We start from the raw sequence: 17,749 nt of genomic DNA on the forward strand, positions 1-17,749 counted from the left end.
CTTTTTAAGCGGTCGCGTTGTAAAATCGGGCGGTTTTGAGAGTGAATAGTCATCCGCCCGGCCAGGGGTTGATGACTATTCACAACTTAAAAGTTCATAACGAGGTTAACGCAATGTCGAGTAACAAAAAGCCGATGGTACTGGTGATCCTGGACGGTTACGGCCACCGCGAGGAGCAACAGGACAACGCCATTCTGAACGCCAAAACGCCGGTAATGGACCGTCTGTGGCAACAGCAGCCACACCAGCTGATCGCCGCGTCCGGGCTGGATGTCGGCCTGCCTGACGGCCAGATGGGTAACTCGGAAGTCGGCCACGTCAACCTGGGTGCCGGGCGCATCGTTTATCAGGACCTGACCCGACTGGATAAAGAGATCAAAGAAGGCGATTTCTTCGCCAACCCGACGCTGACGGCGGCGGTCGATAAGGCCGTACAGGCCGGCAAAGCGGTACATATCATGGGCCTGCTGTCACCGGGCGGCGTCCACAGCCACGAAGACCATATTCTGGCGATGATTGAACTGGCTTCGCAGCGCGGCGCCAAAGCCGTTTACCTGCACGCCTTCCTGGACGGTCGCGATACCCCGCCACGCAGCGCAGAAGCCTCTCTGCAACGCTTTAGCGATGCCTTTGCCAAACTGGGCACCGGGCGCATCGCGTCGCTGATTGGCCGTTATTACGCCATGGACCGCGACAACCGTTGGGACCGCGTTCAACTGGCCTACGATCTGCTGACCCAGGCCAAGGGGGATTACGTCACCGATAACGCCGTGGCTGCTCTGCAGGCCGCTTACGAGCGCGGTGAAAACGACGAATTCGTCAAGCCGACCGTGCTGCAAGCCGCCGGTGAAGCCAAGGCCGAATTACATGATGGCGACGCACTGATCTTCATGAACTTCCGTGCCGATCGCGCACGCCAGATCGTCCGCTCTTTCGTTAATGCCGATTTCGACGGCTTCCCTCGCGCCAAAGTCATCAATTTTGGTGATTTCGTGATGTTGACCGAGTATGCCGCCGATATCAAAGCCCCTTGCGCCTATCCGCCTGCATCGCTGAGCAATACCTTCGGTGAGTGGCTGATGAAACACGACAAGACCCAGCTACGCATCTCGGAAACCGAAAAATACGCTCACGTCACCTTCTTCTTTAACGGCGGTGTTGAAGAACCCTTCACCGGTGAAGATCGCGTGCTGGTCAACTCACCGAAGGTCGCTACCTACGATCTGCAGCCGGAAATGAGCGCCGCCGAGCTGACCGACAAACTGCTGGCCGCCATTGCCAGTGGTAAATACGACGCCATTATCTGCAACTATCCGAATGGGGACATGGTGGGCCATACCGGGGTCTACGACGCGGCAGTGAAGGCAGTAGAAACTCTGGATAACTGCATTGCTCAGGTGGTTGAGGCAGTTAAGGCCGTCGACGGGCAGTTGCTGATCACCGCCGATCACGGCAACGCCGAACAAATGCGCGATCCGGCTACCGGTCAGGCGCATACCGCTCACACCAGCCTGCCGGTACCGCTGATTTACATCGGCAAGCCTGCCAGCGCAGTCAATGGTGGCAAGCTTTCGGACATCGCGCCAACCATGCTGGCGCTGATGGGAATGGAAATCCCGCAAGAGATGACTGGTAAGCCGCTGTTCATCGTGGAATAATCCTTCTCCATGAGGGAAAAGGCGTTTTTTGCACTATCAAGGGTAACCCGAAGCGCAAACGCAGGCAGCCAACCGCTGCCTGAACGCACCGCGCCAAGGAAGTTGACCACCATGTGCGCCAGCGTATTTTACGCTGGCGTCTTGTTGTTGCCGTTAGCCAGCCAGGCGGCGGAAGACAACAAATCCCAACTCAAAGACATCCAGCAGAGCATCGCCGAGAAAGAAAAGGCGGTTAAACAGCAGCAGCAACAGCGCAGCTCACTGCAAGACCAGCTTAAGCAGCAAGAAAAAACCATCGCGCAGGCCAGCCGCCTGCTGCGTGATACCCAGGGCACTTTGAGCCAGTTGGGGAAAGATATCTCCGGCCTGAACGCCTCAATCGCCAAGCTGCAAAAACAGCAGTCAACCCAGCAGGAAATCCTTGCCAAGCAACTCGATGCCGCCTTTAGGCAGGGTCAGCACAGCGCCGTCCAGTTGGTGCTTAGCGGTGAAGAGAGCCAACGCAGCGAACGTATTTTGGCTTACTTCGGTTATCTGAACGAAGCACGCCAGCAAACGATTGAAGAGCTGAAACAAACCCGCGCCGAACTGGCCAAGCAAAAAACCACGCTGGTCGCCAAGCAAGGCCAACAGAAATCGCTGCTGGGCGAGCAACAGACGCAGCAACAGAAGCTGGAGCAGGCACGCGGAGCGCGTAAGAAAACGCTGACCGCATTGGAAGCCTCGCTGGAAAAAGACCAGCAGCGTCTGGTGGAACTGCGTCAGAACGAAACCCGCATGCGCGACAAAATTGCCCGGGCCGAACGAGAAGCCCGCGCCCGTGCGGAACGCGAAGCCCGTGAAGCCGCCAAGGTGCGCGAACAGGTTCGCGTCAAAGAACAGCAGGCGAAGAAAACCGGCACCAGCTATAAGCCAAGCGAAGCCGACCGTTCACTGATGGCCCGTACCGGCGGCCTCGGTCGACCAAACGGACAGGCCATATGGCCGGTGCGCGGCCGCACACTGCACGGTTTCGGCGAACAGCTGCAGGGCGAGCTACGCTGGAAAGGCATGGTCATCGAGGCCAGAGAAGGCAGCGAAGTGAAAGCCATTGCCGATGGCCGCGTATTGCTGGCCGACTGGTTGCAGGGCTATGGCCTGGTGGTCGTCATCGAGCACGGTAAGGGTGACATGAGCCTGTATGGCTACAACCAAAGCGCGTTGGTCAATGTCGGGGCGCAGGTGCGTGCCGGTCAACCAATCGCCTTAGTGGGTACCAGCGGGGGCCAGGGAACGCCGTCGCTCTATTTCGAAATCCGTCGCCAGGGTCAGGCCGTTAACCCACTGCCGTGGTTGGGAAGATAGATTTGCGCTATATCAAAACCCGTACTGTCGTATTGATTGGCTGTCTGCTGCAGGTTTGTGCCGCGCAGGCAGGGAAGTTATCCATCGTTATCGATGACGTGGGTTATCGCCCGCATGAGGAAGGCGCCGTGCTGCAGATGCCGACGGCTATCTCCGTCGCCGTACTGCCCAACGCCCCTCATGCCCATTTAATGGCCACCCGCGCCCACAGTCAGGGCCGCGAAGTGCTGATCCATATGCCGATGGCACCGCTCAGCAAGCAACCGCTGGAGCGCGATACGTTACAGCCTTCCATGAGCAGCGAAGAGATCCAGCGCATTATCCGCAATGCGGTCAATAATGTGCCCTATGCGGTGGGTATGAATAACCACATGGGCAGCGCCATGACCTCCAGCCTGCCGGGCATGCAGAAAGTGATGCAGGCGCTCGACAGTTACCAGCTCTATTTCCTCGACAGCATGACCATTGGCAATAGCCAGGCCACCCGCGCTGCCGCCGGCACACACGTGAAGGTGATCAAACGGAAGGTATTCCTGGACGATACCGCCAACGAGGCCGATATCCGCCGTCAGTTCAACCGCGCGGTCGAGCTGGCACGACGCAACGGCTCCGCCATCGCCATTGGCCACCCGCGCCCGGCAACGGTAAGAGTGTTGCAGCAAATGCTGCCGACGCTGCCGGCCGATATCGTACTGGTAAAACCGAGCTCCCTGCTGAATGAACCGCAAGGTAGCAGCGGTGGCAGTTACGTCCCACCAGTGGCCAAACCGCCGAAACCGCAGCCGAAGAACCCGTTCACTGGCGGTATCAAACAGTGCAAGGTCAAGTTGCCGAAGGAAAAAGTCAGTGCAGGCAAGGCTATAAGCGTGATCGGCGAAAGCGTGGCACAGTCGCCGGCCGTGACCTTTATTAAACGCCAGTGGCAACGCTGGACAGGGCCGGAACAAACCAAGTCATAAGTTTTCCCGCTAAAACAGGCGACAAGCAGAGCCTTCTGCTTGTCGCTTTTCTTTTCCTGAAATCCCCTCACACCTGCCCGTAACCCCAATCATCACACCCGATAAACTCATTAAAAAATCTTTATTTATGATGATAAAAACATCATTTTTAAAAAGCATAAATGTAGAAAAAAAAGCAATAACAATAAAATAAATCAAATAATTTCAATGCAAAACCATACCAATCATTCCATTTCACATGATCGCAAAGACATTAATACCACCCGCAAAAGTTAATGTTTATTAATCTATATCAATAATACGTCGGCAAAACAGGCATAGGTTAAACAACGAGCAATACATAAATGGAGTTTATTGATATGAAAGCACTACTGGTAGAAAGCGAGTTTACAACACCGGGCGGTTACCCCACCGCCGCAATAGAACGCCTGATTAAGCAGTTGAATAACCGTGATATTGAAGTCATGCGCGCCACTTCTGTGCCGGACGGTGAGTCCATTATCGACGCTAACGAGCCTATTGATTGCCTGCTGTTGGCCCGTAGCATGGACCCGAAAGAAGTCGATCCCGCACAGAACTTATTGGATAAACTGCATGAGCGCCAAGAAAATGCGCCGGTGTTTCTGCTGAGCGACCGCGGCACCGTAACCAAAACACTTAGCCTCGAGATGATGGAGCAAATCAGTGAGTTCGCCTGGATCCTGGAAGACTCGGCCGATTTTATCGCCGGGCGCATTATGGCCGCCATTAGACGCTATCGACAGCAGCTACTGCCGCCGCTGATGTCGGCCATAATGAAATACAACCAGACCCATGAATATTCCTGGGCGGTGCCTGGGCACCAGGGCGGGGTAGGCTTTACCAAAACGCCGGCCGGCCGTATATTTCACGATTTCTATGGCGAGAACCTGTTTCGCACCGACTCAGGCATCGAACGTACCGCACTGGGCTCATTGCTGGACCATACCGGCGCCTTCAAAGACAGCGAAACAAATATTGCCCGCGTGTTTGGCGCTGAAAAATCCTATTCGGGCGTGGTAGGTACCTCTGGCAACAACCGTAGCGTAATGCAGGCCTGTTTAACCGAGAAGTTGGCTGCAGTAGTCGACCGTAATTGTCATAAATCAATCGAGCAGGGGCTAATTCTCACCGGGGCCGCACCGGTCTATATGAACCCTATCCGCAATGCTTATGGGATTATTGGGCCAGTACCAAATTCAGAGATGTGGTACAACACCATAGAATATAAACTGCTGCATAATCCATTTGGCGAGCGGGATAATGGATACCTTGTACTAACAAACAGTACTTATGACGGTATTTGTTATAACGTAGCAGCGATAGAGCGCGCTATTAGTCCCGGGGCGGGACGGGAAAGTATAGTTCCAGTGCTTCATTTTGATGAAGCCTGGTACGGCTATGCTCGCTTTAACACGATGTATAAAAATTACTTTGCCATGCGCGACAACCCAAAAGATCATGCATCGAATTTATCAACGGTCGTCGCCACCCAGTCCAGCCATAAAATGCTCAATGCACTGTCACCCGCCTCTTATATTCATATCCGTAACGGTGAGAAACCCTTAGATTTCCCGCGTTTTAACCAAGCCTATATGATGCACACCACCACCTCACCGTCTTATATCATTGCCGCGTCTAACGACATTGCCGCGCAGATGATGGATGGAGAATGCGGTCAATCGCTGACGCAGGAAGCGATTAATGAAGCGGTGGACTTCCGCCAGGCATTAGCCCGCCTGTATGCAGAATTCCAGAAAAAAGGTGAGTGGTTCTTTAAACCCTGGAATATCGAAAAAGGTCGCAAACCCGGTGAAGAAAAAGACGTCCCATTCCAAGATATCCCCGCAGAGGCTCTGGCTACCGATCAAAGCTACTGGGTAATGAATCCAGATGATGAGTGGCATGGCTTCAAAGGTCTCGACGCGGATTGGGCGATGATCGACCCGGTCAAGGTCAGCATCCTGGCTCCGGGCATTAACGTGGACGGTACGCTGGAAGACACCGGGGTGCCGGCAGCCCTGGTTAACGCCTGGCTAGCCCGCAACGGCATTGTGCCAACCCGCACCACCGACTTCCAACTGATGTTCCTGTTCTCTATGGGGGTGACCAAAGGGAAATGGGGGACGTTGCTGGAAGCCCTGCTGTCCTTTAAACGTCATTATGACGCCAACACCCCGCTGTCCGAAGTGCTGCCGGAACTTGCCGCAAAATACAGCGCGGAGTATGGCGCACTGGGTCTGAAAGATCTCGGCGATAAGATGTTTGCCTTCCTGAAACAGGATGACCTCGGCAAGTTGCTTAACCAGGCCTATGACGCTCTGCCAACACCAGTATTAACACCGCGTGCCGCGTACCAAAAAATGGTTCAAGGCGAATGTGAGCTGGTCGGTCTTGATGACCTGCATGGCAGGGTAGCAGCCAATGCGGTTCTCCCTTACCCACCGGGTATCCCTATGCTGATGTCCGGTGAGCAGTTCGGTGAACCCGTAGACGGGAAAGAAAGTGCGCAAATTGCCTACCTGCGCGCATTGCAAAAATGGGATGACACCTTCGCAGGGTTTGAACACGAAACTGCAGGTATTACCATTACCGATGGTAAATACCAGGTGATGTGTATTAAAACTATCTGACCGGGGCACCGCACGTGGCTGTGCGGTTAATCACCTGACCACGTCATTCAGGGCCGGAAATTCCGGCCCTTTTACCCACATCAAACCCGGATTTAAAAACTAATCCCAGCTCAGAATCACTTTGCCGGACTGGCCGGAACGCATGGCGTCAAAGCCCTGCTGGAACTGGTCGATTGAGAAACGGTGGGTGATGATAGGTGTCAGATCCAGACCGGACTGGATCAGCGCCGCCATCTTGTACCAGGTCTCAAACATCTCACGACCATAAATCCCTTTGATAAACAGCCCTTTGAAGATCACCTGATTCCAGTCGATCGACATATCCGACGGCGGAATACCCAGCATGGCAATACGCCCGCCGTGGTTCATTGAGTTGAGCAGCGTACGGAACGCCGGTGGCGCACCGGACATTTCCAGCCCAACGTCAAACCCTTCGGTCATGCCCAGTTCGGCCATCACGTCGTTCAGGTTTTCTTTGCTGACGTTCACCGCACGGGTCACGCCCATTTTGCGCGCCAAATCCAGACGGTATTCGTTAACGTCGGTGATCACCACATGGCGGGCACCAACGTGCTTGCACACCGCCGCCGCCATGATGCCGATCGGCCCGGCGCCGGAAACCAACACGTCTTCACCCACCAGATCAAACGACAGCGCGGTGTGAACCGCATTGCCGAACGGGTCGAAGATGGATGCCAGCTCATCGGAAATATTGTCCGGGATTTTGAAGGCGTTAAACGCCGGGATCACCAGATATTCAGCAAATGAGCCAGGACGGTTCACGCCCACGCCGGTGGTGTTGCGACACAGGTGCGTACGGCCACCACGGCAGTTACGGCAATGGCCACAGGTGATATGGCCTTCGCCGGAAACGCGGTCACCCACGGTGAAGCCTTTGACTTCCTGGCCGATGGCAACCACTTCACCCACATATTCGTGGCCAACCACCATAGGGACCGGGATGGTTTTCTGTGACCATTCATCCCAGTTATAAATATGAACATCGGTACCGCAAATCGCAGTTTTACGGATTTTAATCATGATGTCGTTATGGCCCAGCTCCGGCTGAGGCACATCGGTCATCCAAATCCCTTCTTCCGCTTTCAGTTTTGACAATGCTTTCATGGTTTTACCTTATGCAATAACGCCAAGATCTTTGCCGATACGAATGAACGCCGCAATCGCACGTTCAATTTGCTCCGGGGTATGATCGGCGGACATCTGGGTACGGATGCGCGCCTGGCCTTTCGGCACCACCGGATAGAAGAAACCCGTTACATAAATGCCTTCCTTGAGCAACGCATTGGCAAATTCCTGCGCCAGTTTTGCTTCACCCAACATCACCGGGATGATGGCGTGATCGGCCCCGGCCAGCGTAAAGCCCGCCGCGGTCATTTTTTCACGGAACAGGCTGGCATTGGCCCACAGGCGGTCGCGCAATGCGTCGCCCTGCTCCAGCAGTTCCAGGACTTTAATCGAGGCGGCAACGATCGCCGGTGCCAACGAGTTGGAGAACAGATAGGGGCGCGAACGCTGGCGCAGCCACTCCACCACTTCTTTCTTCGCTGCGGTATAACCGCCGGAAGCGCCGCCCAATGCCTTACCCAGGGTGCCGGTAATGATATCGACGCGACCCATGACTTCACAATATTCGTGGGTGCCGCGCCCGTTGGCCCCGACAAAACCGACCGCGTGGGAGTCATCGACCATCACCAGCGCCTGATATTGGTCCGCCAGGTCACACACCCCTTTCAGGTTGGCGATCACACCGTCCATTGAGAACACGCCGTCGGTGGCGATCATAATGTGGCGTGCGCCGTCGGCTTTCGCCTGCTCAAGCTGCGCGGCCAGTTCGGTCATGTCGTTGTTGGCGTAACGGTAGCGCTTCGCCTTGCACAGGCGAACGCCGTCAATGATCGACGCATGGTTTAACGCATCGGAGATAATCGCGTCTTCCGGGCCCAACAGGGTTTCGAACAGCCCGCCGTTGGCATCAAAGCAGGAGGAGTACAGAATGGCGTCTTCCATGCCGAGAAAATCGGCCAGCTTTTGCTCCAGCTGTTTATGGCTGTCCTGGGTGCCGCAGATAAAGCGTACCGACGCCATGCCGAAACCGTGGCTGTCCATACCGGCCTTGGCTGCCGCAATCATTGCCGGGTGGTTGGCCAGGCCAAGATAGTTGTTGGCGCAGAAGTTGATCACATGGCGGCCGTCAGCAACGGCAATATCCGCCTGCTGAGCGCTGGTAATAATGCGTTCTTCTTTGAACAAACCTTCGCTGCGGGTGGTCTCAAGTTGTTGTTCCAACTGCTGATAAAAAGACGCGGACATTCGGTTATCTCCAGGATTGGTCTGTTTTCAACATATTTTACTGATTTGTAACCAAACTGACGAGAATCTGCGGGAGAGAATATGAAAATTGCAGCAGATATCACGGCAAAGTGCTGCAGCACTCGACAACGCGGGATATTCGGAGCCCGTCCGATGTTTGCGGCGACATGAAATGCTATTATAAGCGACATTGTGTGTGGGACAGCCTGTCCCACCGGGCAGAATAACAGGGGTAACCCAATGATTATCGTCACTGGTGGCGCCGGCATGATCGGCAGCAATATCATTAAGGCGCTGAATGACACAGGGTATCGCGATATCCTGGTGGTAGATAACCTGAAAGACGGCACCAAATTCGCCAACCTGGTCGATCTCGATATCGCCGACTATATCGATAAAGAAGATTTCATCGCCAACATCATTGCCGGTGACGATCTGGGCGAAATCGACGCCATCTTCCATGAGGGTGCCTGCTCTTCCACCACCGAGTGGGACGGCAAGTACATGATGGACAATAACTATCAGTACTCCAAAGACCTGCTGCACTACTGCCTGGAACGCGAGATCCCGTTCCTGTATGCCTCGTCTGCTGCCACCTACGGCGGCCGCGAAGAATTTATCGAAGAGCGCCAATTTGAAGCACCGCTAAACGTCTACGGCTACTCAAAATTCCTGTTCGACCAATATGTCCGTGAAATTCTGCCTGAGGCAGAATCACAGATCTGCGGCTTCCGTTACTTCAACGTCTACGGCCCGCGCGAAGGCCACAAAGGCAGCATGGCCAGCGTGGCGTTCCACCTGAACGGCCAGATCAACCGTGGCGAGAACCCAAAACTGTTCGACGGCAGCCAGGACTTCAAGCGTGACTTCATCTACGTCGGCGACGTGGCGGCAGTGAACCTGTGGTTCTTGAAAAGCGGCGTATCCGGCATCTTCAACTGCGGCACCGGCCGTGCGGAAACCTTCCAGGCGGTCGCCGATGCCGTGGTCGACTTCCACCAGAAAGGTGCGGTAGAAAACATTCCGTTCCCGGAAAAACTGAAGGGTCGCTACCAGGAATTCACTCAGGCCGACCTGACCAAGCTGCGCGCTGCCGGCTATGACGCACCGTTCAAAACGGTCGCCGAAGGCGTGAAAGAGTACATGGCCTGGTTGAACCGCACCGCTTAAGCTGAAGGGATTTGACGTAGGGTATGAAAATACTGGTTATCGGCCCTTCTTGGGTTGGCGATATGATGATGTCGCAAAGTCTCTACCGCACCCTGAAGGCCGAGCACCCGACGGCAGAAATTGATGTGATGGCACCGGCCTGGTGTCGTCCATTACTGGCGCGCATGCCAGAGGTTAATCAGGCCCTGTCGATGCCATTGGGCCACGGTGCGCTGGCACTCGGTGAACGTCGACAACTGGGGCATGCCCTGCGAGCCAACGGCTACGATCGCGCCTATGTGCTGCCAAACTCATTCAAATCTGCGCTGGTGCCCTTCTTTGCCAAGGTGCCGCAACGCACCGGCTGGCGCGGGGAAATGCGCTATGGCGTGCTGAATGATATTCGCTTGCTGGACAAAGCCGCCTTCCCGCTGATGGTGCAGCGTTACGTGGCACTGGCCTACGATAAACAACGCATTCAGCGCACCGAAGATCTGCCGCAGCCGCTACTGTGGCCGCAACTGCAGGTCAGCGACGAAGAGATTGCCGAAACTACCGCCGCCTTCAACCTGACCGACCATCGGCCGATTATCGGCTTTTGCCCCGGTGCCGAATTTGGTCCGGCCAAACGCTGGCCACATTATCACTATGCCGCTCTGGCGCAGAAGCTGATCGACCGGGGTTATCAAATCGCCCTGTTTGGCTCCGCCAAGGATAATGAAGCGGGTGAGCAGATACGGGCCGCGCTGGATGATGACTCCCGTGGCTTTTGCATGAATCTGGCCGGGGAAACCCAGCTTGAGCAAGCGGTGATCCTGCTGGCTTCCTGTTCGGCCGTGGTCAGTAACGACTCCGGTTTGATGCACGTAGCAGCCGCGTTGAATAAGCCGCTGATCGCCTTGTACGGCCCAAGCAGCCCGGACTTCACGCCGCCGCTGTCCGACAAGGCCAAAGTGATCCGATTAATTAGCGGTTACCATAAGATACGCAAAGGCGATGCCGATCAGGGTTACCATCAGAGCCTGATCGATATTCAGCCACAGCAGGTGTTGGACGCGCTGACGCCGTTACTTGCCGCCAGCGAGGAATAAACATGCAGGTGTTGATTGTAAAAACTTCCTCCATGGGAGATGTGCTCCATACGCTGCCGGCGTTAACCGACGCGATGCGGGCGATCCCCGGCATTCGCTTTGACTGGGTGGTAGAGGAAGGTTTCAGCCAAATTCCCACCTGGCATCCGGCGGTAGACCGCGTGATCCCGGTGGCAATCCGCCGCTGGCGAAAAAACTGGTTTGGCAGCGAAACTCGCCAGCAACGCTGCGACTTTAAACGTGTGGTGCAGGAACGAAATTACGACGCGGTGATCGACGCCCAGGGGCTAATCAAAAGCGCCGCACTGATCACCCGCATCGCCAAAGGCAGCAAACACGGTCAGGACAGCAAAAGTGCCCGTGAGCCCTTCGCCAGCTGGTTCTACAACCACCGCTACGATATCGACAAACAGCAACATGCCGTTGAGCGTACGCGCGAGCTGTTCGCCAAAAGCCTGGGCTACGAAAAACCCGACAGCGTCGGCGATTACGCCATTGCGGCCCGTTTTCTCAGCCATCTGCCGGCCGATGCCGGCCAGTATCTGGTGTTTTTACATGCTACCACTCGCGATGAGAAACACTGGCCGGAAACACACTGGCGTGCGCTGATTGCGTTAACTGAGCCAACCGGTTTGAAGATCAAACTGCCGTGGGGCGCAGAGCACGAGCGTCAACGCGCACTGCGTCTGGCGGAAGGCTTTCCACAGGTGGAGGTTTTACCCAAGCTCAGCCTGCAGCAGGTGGCCGAAGTGCTGGCCGGTGCGAAATGCGTAGTCTCGGTTGATACCGGCCTCAGCCACCTAACCGCCGCGCTAGACAGGCCGAACATCACGCTGTTCGGCCCCACCGATCCAGGATTGATCGGTGGTTACGGTCAGAATCAACACTCATTGATTTCCCCAGAAAAAAGCATGGCGACCCTCACCGCCGACGCAGTCTGGGCAGAGTTGCAAAAGGTTATTGGATGAAAAAGCTGCATGTTATCAATTTAGGGAAAATGGGGGGCGTTGAACGCCTGTTCCTGCAGTACATCAACGACACCAGCGACGGCAGCAACGAGGTGATTTGTATCAGCAGTGAAATCGGCGAAGAGATTCGCCGGCAAATGCCTGGCCAGAAAGTCACCTTTGCCAATCGATTGATCAACTCACTGCCACTACGCTGCCCGCAATTTTTGCGCAAATACCTGCTGAAAAGAAAAATCGAGCGGGCTAACGCCGACGTGGTGATCGTTTGGGACCTGGTGCCCGGTCTGGCCGCCAAACCGAAACGCGGCAAGCTGGTTTACTACGATCACGGCTGTTCATGGCGCTACCCAAAGAATCAAAAGACCTTACGTTTTCTCGCCATGCTGGACGGGGTGATCTCGGCCTCATTTGCCTCAAAACGGGTGATGGAACTGCGCTTTAATTTGCCCTGCCCGAATCACGTGGTGATCAATCGGCTGAAAACGCCCTCCGGTATCAGCGATAACCTGAAACCGCTCAGTAAACCGATCAGGATCGGTACCGCCTCGCGTCTGGTCAGCCTGAAAGGCATCAGCGTGTCGTTGCTGATGATGCAAGAACTGCTGCGTCGTGGGCATGATGTTACTCTGGAAATTGCTGGCAAGGGACCCGACAGGGAAGAATTTGAAGCCCTGGCCAAGAAACTTGGGCTGGGTGATAAAGTCACTTTCAGCGGCTTTCAGGATAACGTCGCCGACTTCTTCAACCGCACGCATATCTATATGAGTACGCCGATCACCGAACCCTTCGGTTTATCCTGTATGGAATCGTTATATTTCGGCGTCCCGGTGATTTTCCCGCAGGTCGATGGCCAACCCGAGGTAATTAAAGACGGATGCTGCGGCATTGGGCTAACGCCTTCGGTGACGATTGAAGAACATCAACGCCTGACCGGCATCCTGGTGGATTTCCCTCACGATGTCTACGATCCGCTGAGCGATACCCTGGTAACGCCGAAACTGCTGTCACACCTTGAGTGCGCGGATGCGGTGGAAAGGCTGATGGTGCCAGAAACCTATCAAATCATGAGTCAAAATGCGCAACGTTACCCGGCCGAACATTTCAGCTACGCTATGTTCAAAACAGAATTTGACGATGCGCTGAAGTCATTTATTACCCAATCGTAATGTGAGCCGGAAACATAGCCCCATGCAACTACTCAAAGAAACCACACCGCACCCTGTCTTCAGTTATCTGATCTATTTGGGATGTTCTATCGCATTTTGTACTATCCCCTTCGGTTCCGACACCGGGCGCAATCTTTTTTATGTCGCCAGCTATATCTCATTTATCGCCGTCTGTTTAAACCTGAAGTATTACTTTAAAAACAAAAGAAACCTTATCGTGCCCGTTCTGTTTTTCTGCGTAGGCATGGGAAGCATTTTCTGGTTGCAGCACTTCAAACAACCGGGCGAGTACATCAATATTTACCGCTCATACATGTCGACCGGCAAGTTGCAGATCGCCACCGCTTTTATTCTGCTCATCGCGCTAAATGAGCGCCTTTGCATGCAGCGCGCATTTATTATTATTGCGTTGGTGGCGGGTATTGCGGTCAACGGTTATTCCCTCTATCAGGGGTTGTGGCTGGATATTGGCCGTGTAGAGATTAACTTCGATCGCGCTACCGTTGCCGCTTATTTGATTACCGCCATCAACCTGGTCATGCTGCAGGCGATTCTGATGCTGCGAACGAAATACCGCATTCCGCTGTATATCTTCGGCTTCCTGATCACCTTTTCCACACTGGTGCTGACCGGTACACGGGCGGCAATGCTGGTCTATCCGGTTGCGGTAGGCCTGTCGATACTGGCGACAAAACACCTGATTTCCCATAAGCACAAAATTTTGCTGATAACCTCGGTTCCGCTGTTGCTGCTCGCTAGTGGTCTGGTCTTCAAATCACAGATTGAACAGCGAATTGCCGCATTTGAAACCGACCTGCGATTGATCGATCAACCTCAAACTGAGAACTCAATTATTTCCCGTATTTCAATGCAAATTGCCGCTATACATACGGGTTCAGCGGCGCCGCTGGGTCAATCTGCCGAGCAGCGTGGAGAAGAAATTCGCGCCATGGTCTTACACCAACCGCATTTGGCCGGCGTAATGCCTTATATCAATGTACATATGCACAATGAGCTGCTGGAGACCTACTCGCTCAAAGGCGTCTGGGGGGGCCTGTTTTTACTGGCGCTCTACATCGGCTTATTTGTTTCCTCATTAAAGCCTCACCGCAATGCACTGTTGCTGGGTGTGACCTTCAGCCTGTTTGTTTATGGGCTCAGTGACGTCATATTCTTTAGCACTGAAGGTACGGCGATTTTTTGCCTGGCGATCGTTGCCAGCGTGCTTTCAGTGAAAAAAACGTCGGTCGCTCAGGATTAACCTCATGAACTCATCGCCGCCTCTGCTCAGCGTTATCGTGCCATTTTACAACAACGAAAATTTCGTCGTTGCCAGCCTGAGCTCGCTGTTTAACCAGATCGGCGATGATATCGAGGTGGTCATCATTGATGACGGATCAACCGACAATTCCGCCTCGCTGGTGCGCCAACTGTTAGCCGAACGCCGGCATTCCCAGGTGGTCTTTATTTCGCAAGAAAATAGCGGTATCGCCTACGCCCGCAACGTCGGCTTGCAGCTGGCTACCGGGCGCTATGTCACCTTCCTCGACGGCGACGACTTGCTGAGCAGCGACTATCTGGCCATTCTGCGGCCACTGCTGCTGGCAAACGAAGACGACCTGATCGATTTTAATTATCAGAAGTTTACTGACAGTCCGCCGGTACAACCTGTTGGCACCGCGATCCGCAGCAGCACTTATGACTTTGCTGGCCAGGGCCTGGCCTGTCTCACTCCGTTATTTGCCCACTCAATGTGGCACCTGTGGAGCCGTGTCTATCGACGCTCATTGTTGGAAGGTGACCGATTCGAAGACGGTCGACGCTATGAAGATGTCATTTTCACGCCTTTTCAATATTTCAAGACGCGCAAAATTGCTCATCTCGACCACGTGCTCTATTTCTATCGAGATAACAGTCAGGGGATCACCCGCAATATCAAACCCAAGGATATTGAGGACATGCTTTTTGCGACGGGGAAAATGCTGAGTTTTGTCGAACAGCACCGAGGTGACGAGCCACTGCGCCAGTTGGCGGCTCTGATGCTCGGGAACTGTTTTTCAGAAATCAGAGGGATGTCGAAAGCGCTGTACGGTTACTATCACTATGAGCCGGAAGCGCTGCGCACCTTCAAGCGCCTGGCTGAAGTCTGTAGCAACAGCGGCGTACCGCATAAGAAAATCCGACAAATGCAGTACGCCTGGATCGATACCTGCGTGTCAAAAATCCGCTGGCAATGGATAAAGCGCGGCTAAAGCTGCGCTTTATCCAACGACAGATGATCCACCACTTCGGCGTAAATGCGCTGTGGCTGGATCACCCCCATCGGGCTTTCCGCCTCCAGCGGCATGGTATAGCCGGTGCGGGAAACCTGAATGATCCGATGAAGTTCCAGATCCTGAATCGGCCCGGTAGAGCGTGAATCGGCGGTGACAAACAGGCTGATGGTTTTTACCTTCAGCGCCACCGCCAGGTGCAACGGTCCGGTATCGCCGGTGATCAACACGTGGAAGCTGTCGATCAGCGTCAGCAGCCCCTGCAACCCCGTTTTACCAATCTGATTGTCGACGCATGTCCGGGTTTCAGGACTGATCTGGCTCAGGAATTGCTGCGCTTTCCCTTCATCAAAAGGCCCGCCAATCAGTACAATACGCACGTTGGCCTGCCTGGCCACCAGTTCGTCGGCCAGCCGGACAAAATGCGAAACCGGCCAGCAACGTGATTCGGTAGAGGCCCCAAGCTGGAATCCAATCGTACAGTGCTCACTGCTTTTGACACCTGGCTGGTAGGGCGCTGGAATTTCCATAGTGGGATCATCGCTACGGCAGCCCAGAATTGAAATCAGCTCCAGCTTGCGACGAATAAAGTGGCCGTAGTAATGGAAGATATAGTTGGTCAGCCAGGGTTCAAGCCCGCAAATACCTGAGCTGTAGTTATCCCTGATAATATATTTAGCCCCGGATAAAACGGCGCTAATAATGTCATACGGCAGATGTGAGTGCAGGATCAACGCCAGGTCAGGTCGATGCTCACGCAATGATTTTAGCAATGGGCGCATGGTTTTGATTTTGCTATCCCAGTACACCACCCGATCATAATAGCGGCCGTTCTCTACCAGTTCCTGGTTCTTTTTATGCACCACCAACGTAATATGTGCATCAGGGTAGCGTTCCCGCATCGCACGCAGCGCAGGTGTGTTGAACATAAAGTCACCCAGCGCCGTGGTGGAATAGATAACGATATTGTCAAACTGCAGCTGACTGTCGAAAGTCGCTTTATCCTGGAAGCGGTCGGACTTTGCTGTATAGCGTCGCAAAAACCAATCCGCGACCTTAATTTTCCATTTTTTCGACATGTCAGTTCACTTTAAGTTGATAATATTCGGCCAACGTCATACCCACCGTGCGTTGCTGCAGCCAGGCAAAAAGCTGCTCCAAATCACGATATAACACTTCAATATCCTGCTGCGTTTTAAAGGTCGGGCTGCCGCCAGGCATAAACTCGGACGAGTGCAGCATAAACTCAACGTAGTCATGCCCCTGCGCCAGACATTGCTCCGCCACCGACTTCATTTTTTCCAGATTACCGCCGCTGGGCCGCAGCCAGTGGACCGACGGTGAACGCTGTTTGCCACGCAGGCTATCGTAACCCTGCTTTAACGTATTCATCAGTGCCGAATGCTTATACTGAATGCTCATCGGCACTTCCAGCAGCGGTGAGGAACCCGCCCTGGCAATATTTTCCGGATCGATAAAATAGGCCTGCGATGGGAAGTTACGGTAGTCGGTACCGCCGTTACCTTGTGGATTACCCGGTGAATATTGCCAGTTAACTCGCGGCGTCACCGAGCAATCCACCTGATAGCCATATTCCAGCAGCAAAGCCGCATAGTATTCATTAAAAGCCCAGCGCCCGGCACGGTGGCTGAGCATCTTGGTCTGGAAGCTGTCTTCCAGCAGTTTGGTCATATGATCGACCTTGGCGCGGATTTGATCGGCCGGGTATTCGATCAGATAGGGTTTATGTCGCCAGTCGTCGTCGGTTAATGGCGTCAGTGGCGGACTGTTCCAGGCATGCAGATGCATGCCAACTTCCCCGGTATTACGCGCAATCACATCGCGGGCGAACTCGACATACTCTGCATCCACCGCCATTTCGTAGTTGGTGAGGTACACCGGCTTAAAGCCATATTTCTCACACAGCGCCTGAAAGCGCGGCAAAAAGCGCGTGTTTTCGGTCGAAATACGATCGTGGTTTTGCCACAGATTGTCGCCTTCGGTATCAATGGTGATGAGAAATGCCGGTTTGGTCATAAATAGAAAGCCTGATATCCATAGATATACATTATGTTACGCAGGGCGTTTCGCCAGGGCAAACGACTTCGCTGCCTGGTTTGGACAACGTTGAAGGCCTTTTGTCACTCCCCCAGGCTATT

Annotated in this window: 15 protein-coding genes; 10 read left to right on the forward strand and 5 right to left on the reverse strand. The window is 54.2% G+C overall.

The annotated features are described in order from the left end of the window. Positions 1-113: 113 nt before the first annotated feature. The 3 genes from gpmM to SERS4_RS0124885 are packed head-to-tail and all read left to right on the forward strand — an operon-like array spanning position 114 to position 3,961. Positions 114-1,658, forward strand: coding sequence for a 2,3-bisphosphoglycerate-independent phosphoglycerate mutase (gene gpmM, locus SERS4_RS0124875; RefSeq protein WP_026142593.1), 1,545 nt, complete (start codon positions 114-116; stop codon positions 1,656-1,658). Between the two features lie 9 nt (positions 1,659-1,667). Further along, positions 1,668-3,002, forward strand: coding sequence for a murein hydrolase activator EnvC (gene envC / locus SERS4_RS0124880; RefSeq protein WP_026142594.1), 1,335 nt, complete (start codon positions 1,668-1,670; stop codon positions 3,000-3,002). Between the two features lie 2 nt (positions 3,003-3,004). Next, positions 3,005-3,961 (forward strand): divergent polysaccharide deacetylase family protein, encoded by a 957-nt coding sequence (locus SERS4_RS0124885; RefSeq protein ID WP_017894432.1) that lies wholly within the window; start codon positions 3,005-3,007, stop codon positions 3,959-3,961. Positions 3,962-3,970: 9 nt separating this feature from the next. On the opposite strand, the gene SERS4_RS27110 is transcribed toward SERS4_RS0124885, so the two are convergent. Continuing rightward, positions 3,971-4,159 carry a hypothetical protein gene (locus SERS4_RS27110; RefSeq protein WP_156816668.1) on the reverse strand — a complete coding sequence of 63 codons (189 nt, stop codon included), beginning with the start codon at positions 4,157-4,159 and terminating at the stop codon, positions 3,971-3,973. A 161-nt stretch (positions 4,160-4,320) separates the two neighbouring features. Between SERS4_RS27110 and adiA the strand changes: the two genes are divergently transcribed. Then, on the forward strand, positions 4,321-6,612 hold the full coding sequence (gene adiA, locus SERS4_RS0124890; RefSeq protein ID WP_026142595.1) for an arginine decarboxylase: 2,292 nt from the start codon (positions 4,321-4,323) through the stop codon (positions 6,610-6,612). A gap of 99 nt (positions 6,613-6,711) precedes the next feature. Here the strand turns inward: adiA and tdh are convergent, their stop codons facing one another. Both tdh and kbl read right to left on the reverse strand, forming a co-directional pair. Continuing rightward, complete coding sequence (gene tdh / locus SERS4_RS0124895) at positions 6,712-7,737, reverse strand: L-threonine 3-dehydrogenase (protein WP_017894434.1); 1,026 nt, start codon at positions 7,735-7,737, stop codon at positions 6,712-6,714. Between the two features lie 9 nt (positions 7,738-7,746). After that, complete coding sequence (gene kbl / locus SERS4_RS0124900) at positions 7,747-8,943, reverse strand: glycine C-acetyltransferase (protein WP_012147497.1); 1,197 nt, start codon at positions 8,941-8,943, stop codon at positions 7,747-7,749. A gap of 240 nt (positions 8,944-9,183) precedes the next feature. On the opposite strand from kbl, the gene rfaD reads away from it, so the two are divergent. From rfaD to SERS4_RS0124930, 6 genes are read left to right on the forward strand one after another with little or no spacing between them, the layout of a single operon-like run. Beyond that, positions 9,184-10,113 (forward strand): ADP-glyceromanno-heptose 6-epimerase, encoded by a 930-nt coding sequence (gene rfaD, locus SERS4_RS0124905; RefSeq protein WP_017894435.1) that lies wholly within the window; start codon positions 9,184-9,186, stop codon positions 10,111-10,113. A gap of 23 nt (positions 10,114-10,136) precedes the next feature. Then, positions 10,137-11,183: an ADP-heptose--LPS heptosyltransferase RfaF gene (rfaF, locus tag SERS4_RS0124910; protein ID WP_017894436.1), complete on the forward strand. Its 1,047-nt coding sequence runs from the start codon at positions 10,137-10,139 to the stop codon at positions 11,181-11,183. Between the two features lie 2 nt (positions 11,184-11,185). Further along, positions 11,186-12,151, forward strand: a complete 966-nt coding sequence (gene rfaC, locus SERS4_RS0124915; RefSeq protein WP_017894437.1) for a lipopolysaccharide heptosyltransferase RfaC — start codon at positions 11,186-11,188, stop codon at positions 12,149-12,151. Continuing rightward, positions 12,148-13,317, forward strand: a complete 1,170-nt coding sequence (locus SERS4_RS0124920; RefSeq protein ID WP_017894438.1) for a glycosyltransferase — start codon at positions 12,148-12,150, stop codon at positions 13,315-13,317. Before rfaC ends, SERS4_RS0124920 begins: the two co-directional genes overlap by 4 nt. Before the next feature lie 22 nt (positions 13,318-13,339). Beyond that, on the forward strand, positions 13,340-14,578 hold the full coding sequence (locus SERS4_RS0124925; protein ID WP_017894439.1) for an O-antigen ligase: 1,239 nt from the start codon (positions 13,340-13,342) through the stop codon (positions 14,576-14,578). A 4-nt stretch (positions 14,579-14,582) separates the two neighbouring features. Then, complete coding sequence (locus tag SERS4_RS0124930) at positions 14,583-15,569, forward strand: glycosyltransferase (RefSeq protein WP_017894440.1); 987 nt, start codon at positions 14,583-14,585, stop codon at positions 15,567-15,569. Here SERS4_RS0124930 and SERS4_RS0124935 read toward each other — a convergent pair. Beyond that, positions 15,566-16,669, reverse strand: coding sequence for a glycosyltransferase family 9 protein (locus SERS4_RS0124935; RefSeq protein WP_017894441.1), 1,104 nt, complete (start codon positions 16,667-16,669; stop codon positions 15,566-15,568). The genes SERS4_RS0124930 and SERS4_RS0124935 overlap by 4 nt on opposite strands. Before the next feature lies 1 nt (position 16,670). Further along, positions 16,671-17,627, reverse strand: coding sequence for a polysaccharide deacetylase family protein (locus SERS4_RS0124940; protein WP_012147504.1), 957 nt, complete (start codon positions 17,625-17,627; stop codon positions 16,671-16,673). Between the last annotated feature and the right edge of the window lie 122 nt (positions 17,628-17,749).

This window comes from Serratia sp. S4, from assembly GCF_000347995.1.
GTDB lineage: Bacteria > Pseudomonadota > Gammaproteobacteria > Enterobacterales > Enterobacteriaceae > Serratia > Serratia quinivorans.